This window comes from Mesorhizobium sp. M2A.F.Ca.ET.039.01.1.1 (assembly GCF_003998035.1).
In the GTDB taxonomy this organism is placed as follows: domain Bacteria; phylum Pseudomonadota; class Alphaproteobacteria; order Rhizobiales; family Rhizobiaceae; genus Mesorhizobium.
Window position 1 is genome coordinate 1 of record NZ_RZRY01000261.1, and the last position, 8221, is coordinate 8221.

The following is an 8221-nucleotide window of genomic DNA, read 5'->3' on the forward strand; positions in this document are numbered from 1 at the left end:
CGGACACTGGGACGGCTACGCCGCGACGCTCAAGATGTTCGGCGGCGAGATCAAGGTTCGGGTCATCCGCGACAAAAAGACCAAGTCGATCTCGCTAGAAGTCGATGGTTCGAAGAAAAAATCTGCATCTTTCGAGCCGAAAGCCGGCGACAAGACCGAGGTCGTCGTCAGGATACCTGCATAAAATCAAAGACTTGGCTTGTCGGCCGCGCATCCCTCGGGGTGCGCGGCCGATCGCCGTTTTTTACTTGGCGTCCCTCCCGCGCGCGATCGCGGGCCTTCCTTTAGGGCAGGCTAAGCAAGCAGGCTGTGATTAAAAATGTGGCAGCGGAGAGCAAGTGCCACTATTTTGCCGCAAGGCTGACATTTCACCTTTTATCTCAAACCGTTAGTGATCACGTCAGATTTCGTACCGTCGTCATCTTTTGTTCGCTAAATCGGAACGGAAGGGATAGACGACGCATTGTTTCGCGACACGTTTACCGTTACGTGTCACAAAATGGTGCGGTGCACAATTCGAGCATTGAGCACAAACAAGAGTTTGGCGGAGTAGCTGAAGTGTCACTTCTGCAGATCTACTTTAGAGCGCTGGGTTATCTGGCGGCCGACAAGAAGCGCGTCGCGCTGATTTGCGGCGCCAACATCGCGCTCGCGGCGATCGCGATCCTCGAGCCAATCCTGCTGGGCAGGGTGATCGGAGCCATCTCCGAGAAAGGCCCTGTGTTTTCGACGCTCGCCGTATGGGCCGCGCTTGGTGCTTTCAACGTCATTGCCTTCGTGCTGGTGGCCCGCGGCGCCGACCGGTTCGCCCATGCCCGCCGCTCGGAAGTGCTGTGCCAGTCCTTCGAGCGCGTGATCACCATGCCGCTTGCCTGGCATCACCAGCGCGGCACGTCCAACTCGCTGCACACGCTGCTGCGCGCCGTCGAGACCCTGTTCAGCCTGTGGCTCGAATTCATGCGCGTGCATTTGTCGACGGCCATCGCGCTGGTGCTGTTGGTGCCGACCGCGCTTGCCATGGATATCCGCATGTCCGTCGTGCTACTCGGCCTCGGCATTCTCTATATCGGCATCGGCCGTATCGTCATGCGCCGCACCAAGGCGGGGCAGACCGCCGTCGAGCGCCACTACCACACCGTCTTTGCCCATGTCTCCGACAGCGTCAGCAATGTCGCCGTGCTGCAGAGCTACAACCGCATCGGCCACGAGACCGCGACGCTGAAGCGTTACGTCAAGGACCTGCTCGACGCGCAGAACCCTGTGCTCGACTGGTGGGCGATCGCCAATGCGCTGAACCGCCTGTCGTCGACCATCTCGATGATGATCGTGCTGTCGATCGGTGCCTATCTCGTCACCCGTGGCCAGCTCCGCGTCGGCGATGTCGTCGCCTTCGCCGGCTTTGCCGGGATGCTGATCGCCCGTCTTGACCAGATGTCGGCTTTCACCACCCAGATTTCCGAGGCCCGCGCCAAGCTCGAGGATTTCTACCGCCTTGAGGACTCGGCTGCCGAGACCACTGAGCCGGATGGCCTGCGCGAACTCACCAACGTCACCGGCCATGTGCGCTTCGAGGACGTCAGCTTCGAGTTCGCCAATTCGGGCCACGGCATCGAGGACGTCTCGTTCGAGGTCCAGGCTGGCCAGACGGTCGCCATTGTCGGCCCGACCGGCGCCGGCAAGACGACGCTGATCAATCTGCTGCAGCGGGTCTTCACGCCGTCCAGCGGTCGTATCCTGATCGACGGCATCGACACCAGGACCGTGACCCGGAAGTCGCTGCGCCACTCGATCGCCACCGTCTTCCAGGACGCCGGCCTGCTCAACCGCTCGATCGAGGACAATATCCGCGTCGGCCGCGCCGATGCGAGCAATGACGAAGTGCACGCCGCGGCCAATGCGGCCGCCGCGCAGGACTTCATCCTGGCCAAGAGCAGCGGCTACGACACCGTCGTCGGCGAGCGCGGCGGCCAGCTTTCGGGCGGCGAGCGCCAGCGTATCGCCATCGCCCGCGCCGTGCTGAAGGATGCGCCGATCCTGGTGCTCGACGAGGCGACCAGCGCGCTCGACGTCGAGACCGAGGATCGCGTCAAGGAAGCGATCGACGAGCTGCGCCGCAACCGCACGACCTTCATCATCGCCCACCGCCTGACCACGGTCCGCGACGCCGACCTCGTCGTCTTCATGGACAAGGGCAAGGTGGTCGAGATGGGCGGCTTCACCGAGCTGTCGCTGCGCAACGGCCGCTTCGCCGCCCTGCTGCGCGCCGGCGGCCTGCTCAACGACGAAGAGGTCCGCCGCCTGAGCCGGCCGGTGACGGAAGCGGCGTAATCCTAGAGCTCCCCCTTCCCCCTTGTGGGGGAAGGTGTCGCCGAAGGCGACGGATGAGAGTGCTCTAGGGAAAGCCAGCGTCTCACTCCGCTGGAACACCCCTCATCCGTCTCGGCGCTCCGCGCCGATCCACCTTCTCCCACAAGGGGAGAAGGGAAAGCCTGCGACACTCTCCCAATTGCCCCAAACCCACTGCGGGTCTATTTAGGTCGCCATGAGCGACGCCACTTCACGCTTTTCCGGCTGGATCGATCTCGCCAACCCGACGCGCTTTGTCGGGCTGGCCGACAAGATCATTCCGTGGCTGGCGGCGGTCGCGGTGATCCTGCTTGGCGTGGGCCTCTATATGAGCTTCACCGCGCCGGAGGATTTCCAGCAGGGCATCACGGTACGCATCATGTATATCCACGTGCCTTTCGCCTGGCTCGCAATGATGTGCTACACGATCATGGCGATCTCGGCGCTGGGCACGCTGGTCTGGCGCCATCCGCTGGCCGACGTCGCGCTGAAATCGGCGGCCCCGATCGGCGCCACCTTTACAGCACTCGCGCTGATCACCGGCTCCATCTGGGGCAAGCCGATGTGGGGCACCTGGTGGGTATGGGATGCGCGGCTGACCTCGGTCTTTGTGCTTTTCCTGATGTATCTCGGCATCATCGCGCTGACCCGCGCGCTGGATGACGCCGGCCGCGCCGCCTGGGCGGCGGCCATCATCACGCTGGTCGGCTTCATCAATATCCCGATCATCAAATTTTCGGTCGACTGGTGGAACACGCTGCACCAGCCGGCGTCGGTCTTCCGCCTCGGCGGCCCGACCGTCGACCCATCGATGCTATGGCCGCTCGCCGTGATGGCGCTGGGTTTCACCGTGCTGTTCTTCGCCCTGCATCTGATGGCTATGCGCACGGAGATCTTCAGGCGGCGCGTGACCGCGATGCGGAGAGTGGCGGCACGGCAGGCCGAGCGGCAGTAGGGCTCAGCCCATCTTCCCTCGCGCCGCCACCGGCAGCGTTTCCAGCACCTTGTCGCCGTCGATCAGATGCACCTGGTCGAACAAATTCGTCACCACGCAGCAATGATCGGGCACGACGCGCACCCGCTCACCGATGCCCAAGGCGGCGCCATGGGCAAGCGTGACGGTGCCGTGCTCTTCGCTCAAACCCGTTACGCGGGCGCCCGGCATGCCGAGCAGCTCGCCGAACTCCAGCAGGCCGAGCGTATCGGAAGACAGCGCCTTGCTGCCTGAGTCGAGGATAGCGCGGGTCGGCGTCGGGTGGCTGACGACGGTGGCAAGCACCGTCAGCGCGCAGTCGTCCAGCGTGCCGACGCCTTTGGCGACCTGGTAGCGGTCGAGGTAGATGTAGGTGCCGGGCCGGTATTCGGTGACGATGCTGTTCTCGCCGGAGCGCCACATATCCGGCGTGCCGCCGCTGGAGACGCGCACGCATTCGAGCCCCGCCGCGGCAAGCGCGTCGTGCGCGCTTTTCAGCCAGGCCTCGGCTTGCGCCGCGCGGCCGGCCGCCGGATAGGTCATCAGCCCACCGAAGGCGAGGCCCTTGACCTGGTCGATGACCTTGGCCAGCGCCACCGCATCGGCCGGGGTCTGCACGCCGCAGCGGCCCATGCCGGTGTCGCACTCGACCAGCACCTGCAGCGGATGGCCGGCATCGGTGAAGGTGGCGGCTAGCCCTTCCAGCGTCTCATGGCTGTCCGCCGTCACCGAGAGCGTGACGTGGCCATGCAGCGCCTTCAGCCGTTCCAGCTTGGCGCGGCCAAGGATGTTGTAGGGCAGGAAAATATCCTCGAGCCCCGCATCGGCCATCACTTCGGCCTCGCCGATCTTCTGGCAGGTGATGCCGACGGCGCCGGCCGCCACCTGCTTCTTCGCCCAGTAGGGTAGCTTGTGCGTCTTGATGTGCGGCCGCAGCTTCAATCCATGGGCGTCGGCATGCGCCTGCGCCTTTTTGATGTTGGCTTCGGCGCGGGCCGCATCGATCAGGATCGCCGGCGTGTCGAGGTCGTCTATGCTTGGCATGAAAGTCACCATTCAAAGCATGTCTCCCGAGAGCGGGATCCGGTTTCGGGATAAAGACATGCGCAAAATCGAAAAGTCCGGCTGGGTTTATGGTCCCGATCCGGCTGGATGTCACGGGGCCAGAACAGCGGGTTTGCGTCGACAGCCGACCGGCATTGGGCTATTCGGATGGGCAGATTTCAGCAAGGCATCGGCCGGAGGACAACCACCATGAAGCGCTCCAAGATCAACGACATCATCCGCGAAGCCGACGCCTTCATCCGCTCCTTCGGCTATATCATGCCGCCCTTCGCCTATTGGTCGCCGGAAGAGATGAAGGCGCACAAGGCCGATTCTTCCGCCATCTTCACCTCACGCCTCGGCTGGGACATCACCGACTACGGCCAGGAGAAGTTCGACGAGCTTGGCCTGTTCCTGTTCACCGTGCGCAACGGCCGCTACGAGGACATGAAGCTCGGCATGGGGATGCTCTATGCCGAAAAGATCATGATCTCGCGCAAGGACCAGCTCTCGCCGATGCACCGCCACAACATCAAGGCCGAGGACATCATCAACCGCGGCGGCGGCAAGCTGGTGCTGGAGCTATTCATGCACGACCGCGACGGCGGCATCGACCCGAAGGCCGAAGTGTCAGTGCCGGTCGACGGCACCATCACCAGATTGCCGGCCGGCGGGCTCCTGAAGCTCGATCCCGGCCAGAGCGTCACGCTGCTGCCCGGTGTCTGGCACGCCTTCTGGGCCGAGGGCAAGGACGTGCTGATCGGCGAGGTCTCGACCGTCAATGACGACCTCACCGACAACGTTTTCCGCGACCCGATCGGCCGCTTCTCCAACATCGACGAGGACGTCGCGCCGCTGCACCTTCTGGTGTCGGACTATGAGAAGTGGGTGGGTAGAGCGAAGGCCTAATCGTCCCAATTCAACTGCTGAAAAAACGTCCAGATGCTGATGGCGCTGTCATCCTTCTCGCTCGTGCTGTGCAGCGTCAGGACGATATCCACGGTGGGCAGTGCTTTGATCATGACCGTGATCACGCGCGTCCCATCCTCAGGCACGATACCAATGCCGGAGGTCATTTCCCAAGTTCCTCCGGCCCGCTGAAGTCGGGGAGCTGAATCTTCGAATTGCTCCCTCATCGATGCGTCGTTTGGAAACGGTTCATCTGTGAGTTCTGCAAATTCTTCCCACGATCCGGAGACTGCCGCCTGAATGACGCGGTCAATTCTGGCTTCTTCTGCTTTGCTGACCCTAACCTTCACGTCGTTGCCCTCGCGCATGCGACATAGGGGATCATTAGCGACACAGTTCAATGCAATCTCGAACAGCGCGTCCCAGATCGCCGGGCGTACCTGTTGAATACAAGATCGTGTCCAGCGGCACGGCACTTTCTCTGTTTACCTTGGCATAGGGGATAAGTTTGAATTTATCCTCTCCCTGTTGGTCGACCGACATCTGCCGGGATTTCCAAAGGAAGGAATTGTATGACCTGAACCCAAAACGCGAGGCCGATCTGTTGAGGAGAACTTTATCTACAATCTCGTCGGGCACACCACTGACATGAGCGCGGATCGCGCTCAGTGTCGATGCCCCTATGTCTTTGTCCGAGATCGAAGGTAGCTCGCCAACGAGGATGACGGGACCGGCAAACATCTCCCAGCCATCGCGCGTGGTGACCATAGGAATTACGAAAACTCTTTCGCCCACTATGTTCAGGAAGCAATGCTTCATGTGCTGGCTCTGTCCAAGTCTGCGGCCTACCGCGCATACTTATCCGCCTTGCGGTTCCCAAGCAGCAGCTTGCGTTCCAGATACGCGCGGAGCTCGCCGTAATAGGCGGTGAGGAAGGCCTTTGAATCGATCGGCTCGACCCTGGCGCCGATCTTGCGGGCTATGGTCTCCGCCACCGCCTTGAGCGCCGAATGATCGTCGCGGCGCAGCACTTCTTCCAGCTTCTGCAGCTCGGCGATGCCATAGGCGTCGAGTTGCGCGGGGCTGAACTGGAAGCGGGCGGCAACCGGGTCCTTGCGCAGCGACAGGTCCTCGACCAGCGCCACTTTCGGCGCCTCGACCACCCAGGTGCCGGCGAGCAGGTCGCCGATCCTCAGCCGGTCGCGGTTGAACAGCGGGAACAGCGAGAACAGCAACGCCCACACCAGGCCGAAGATGGTCGATAGCGTGTCGGCGACATCGGCGCTGGCGCGCGCGGCGAGGATCGAAAGCGGCAGGAACACCTCGATCTCGCGCATCAGGTTGCGTGCGATGAGCTGGTCCAGCGTGAGGCCCGCGCCGCTGCGCGAGGCGACCCTGACGCCCACCATGCGCTTGCCCGGTGTGGCTGCCCGCCGACCTGCCTCGAAAGCGATGAAATAGACGTTGCGCAGGAAGAAGATGAAGATGATCCAGACGATGAACAGCGGCTCGGCATCCTGCACGCCAAGCCCGCCAAGGCCAAACAGCGCGACGAGGCTGACCACGACCGCCGCCACGACGATGATCACCACGTCGAGCAGGAAACCGGAAGCCCGGGTGCCGGCATCCGCCAGTTTCACGCGCAGGTCGACGCCCTCCGGCGTGACAAGCGGGCGGATCAATGCCGCCGGGTTCTTGACCTTCGCTGTCCTAGCGGTCGCCATGCCGCACCATCCGGAACAGGTAGAAATAACAGATCCATAAGGCGAGCATGCCGCCGCCGATCGAATAGCGGACGATGTCGCTGGTGATCGTCTGCCTTCCGATGCCTTCCAGCAATCCGGCGAAAAGCAGCATCACCGTGACGCCGATCATGGCGGTCGCCGCCACGCGTCCGGCTCGCGCCGCGGCGGCCATACGGGTGAGCTCGCCGGGAAAGGCGATGCTGGTGCCGATGCGCATCCCGGCCGCGCCCGCGATGGCGATGGCGAACAGTTCCGTCGTGCCATGGATCGAAAGCCAGCCGCCGAGCTCGAAGCCCAGGCCCTTGGCGGCATAGATCTGGAAAATGGCGCCGAGCATGCAGCCATTCATCAGGATGATCAGCACGCTCGGCACCGCGAAGGCGAAACCCAGCGCGAAGGCCAGGATCGAGACCTGTGTGTTGTGGGTGAAGAGATAGGCGGCAAAGCCTGAGAGGAAGTGATCGCCGCCGCCGTAAAGCACGCTGCGCAGCACCTCGGCGGAAGAATCCGGGTTGCGCCCGCCCGCCAAGCTCGGCGTGATGATGGCGTCGTACCAGCGCTTGTCGGAGGCGACCAGCCAATAGCCCGCGATCGCGCCGATCACGGTGAGGGCGCCCGATGTCCACACCTCGCGCCACAGATCGCGGATCGCCGCCGGCCAGTCGTGCAGGAAGAAGTCGCCGATGCGCGTCCTCAAGGAGCGCCGCGCACCGTAGAGATAGAAGTAGCCGCGCAGGCAGAGCGCCTCGAGATAGGCGATCAGCGCGCTGTCGAGCGAGGTCGCGCGCGCCACCGAAAGCGACGACAGCGCCGAGCGGTAGAGGAGCGGCAGCGAGAGCAGCTCGTCTTCCGACAGCGCGCGTGGCGCGCGCTTCTCGACGCGCGCCAGCAGCGCCTCGAAGGCTTTCCAGTCGGCCTCGCGCTCCTGGCGGAAGCTTGCCAGCGACTGGCGCACTGCATCGGTGCCGGCCGACAGCGTCATAGAAGGTTCTCCTCCTTGAGCTGGATATAGCGCTCGACCAGCGCCGGGCCGAGCCGCTGATGGTCGGCCTCGATGACATGCGCGCCAAGCAGCCTGAGCCTGCCGATCACCACCTGCCGCTGCCGCAGGAGGTCTCCGGCGGTGACGGAGCGGGCGACATCCTCGGGCGCCGCCGGCGCCATGTCGGCCAGCGTTTCGAGTTCCAGATCCCTCATCAGCATG

Annotated in this window: 9 protein-coding genes and 1 pseudogene; 4 read left to right on the forward strand and 6 right to left on the reverse strand. The window is 63.4% G+C overall.

Annotated features, from left to right (window positions below):
* From EOA24_RS41685 to EOA24_RS19755, 3 genes are all read left to right on the forward strand, one after another.
* A partial coding sequence (locus tag EOA24_RS41685; protein ID WP_189354039.1) for a hypothetical protein occupies positions 1–184 on the forward strand: 184 nt, incomplete at its 5' end.
* Positions 185–558: 374 nt separating this feature from the next.
* Positions 559–2328, forward strand: coding sequence for a glucan ABC transporter ATP-binding protein/ permease (locus EOA24_RS19750; protein WP_126083082.1), 1770 nt, complete (start codon positions 559–561; stop codon positions 2326–2328).
* 214 nt (positions 2329–2542) lie between these two features.
* Entirely contained in the window at positions 2543–3301 is a 759-nt protein-coding gene (locus tag EOA24_RS19755) for a heme ABC transporter permease (protein ID WP_126083081.1), read from the forward strand.
* Positions 3302–3304: 3 nt separating this feature from the next.
* Here the strand turns inward: EOA24_RS19755 and EOA24_RS19760 are convergent, their stop codons facing one another.
* Positions 3305–4363: a D-TA family PLP-dependent enzyme gene (locus EOA24_RS19760; RefSeq protein ID WP_126083080.1), complete on the reverse strand. Its 1059-nt coding sequence runs from the start codon at positions 4361–4363 to the stop codon at positions 3305–3307.
* A gap of 210 nt (positions 4364–4573) precedes the next feature.
* Between EOA24_RS19760 and EOA24_RS19765 the strand changes: the two genes are divergently transcribed.
* Positions 4574–5272 carry a D-lyxose/D-mannose family sugar isomerase gene (locus tag EOA24_RS19765; RefSeq protein WP_126083079.1) on the forward strand — a complete coding sequence of 233 codons (699 nt, stop codon included), beginning with the start codon at positions 4574–4576 and terminating at the stop codon, positions 5270–5272.
* On the opposite strand, the gene EOA24_RS19770 is transcribed toward EOA24_RS19765, so the two are convergent.
* The 5 genes and pseudogenes from EOA24_RS19770 to EOA24_RS19790 all read right to left on the reverse strand — a co-directional run.
* Positions 5269–5640, reverse strand: coding sequence for a hypothetical protein (locus tag EOA24_RS19770; RefSeq protein WP_126083078.1), 372 nt, complete (start codon positions 5638–5640; stop codon positions 5269–5271). The genes EOA24_RS19765 and EOA24_RS19770 overlap by 4 nt on opposite strands.
* A 16-nt stretch (positions 5641–5656) precedes the next feature.
* Complete coding sequence (locus EOA24_RS19775) at positions 5657–6091, reverse strand: hypothetical protein (protein WP_127409989.1); 435 nt, start codon at positions 6089–6091, stop codon at positions 5657–5659.
* 26 nt (positions 6092–6117) lie between these two features.
* The gene (locus EOA24_RS19780) at positions 6118–6996 is read right to left on the reverse strand and encodes an RDD family protein (protein WP_126083076.1); all 879 of its coding nucleotides are present in this window, start codon (positions 6994–6996) and stop codon (positions 6118–6120) included.
* On the reverse strand, positions 6983–7999 hold the full coding sequence (locus EOA24_RS19785) for a stage II sporulation protein M (RefSeq protein WP_126083075.1): 1017 nt from the start codon (positions 7997–7999) through the stop codon (positions 6983–6985). Before EOA24_RS19785 ends, EOA24_RS19780 begins: the two co-directional genes overlap by 14 nt.
* Positions 7996–8221, reverse strand: a pseudogene (locus tag EOA24_RS19790) (DUF58 domain-containing protein); the annotation flags it as partial. The pseudogene EOA24_RS19790 and the gene EOA24_RS19785, both read right to left, overlap by 4 nt.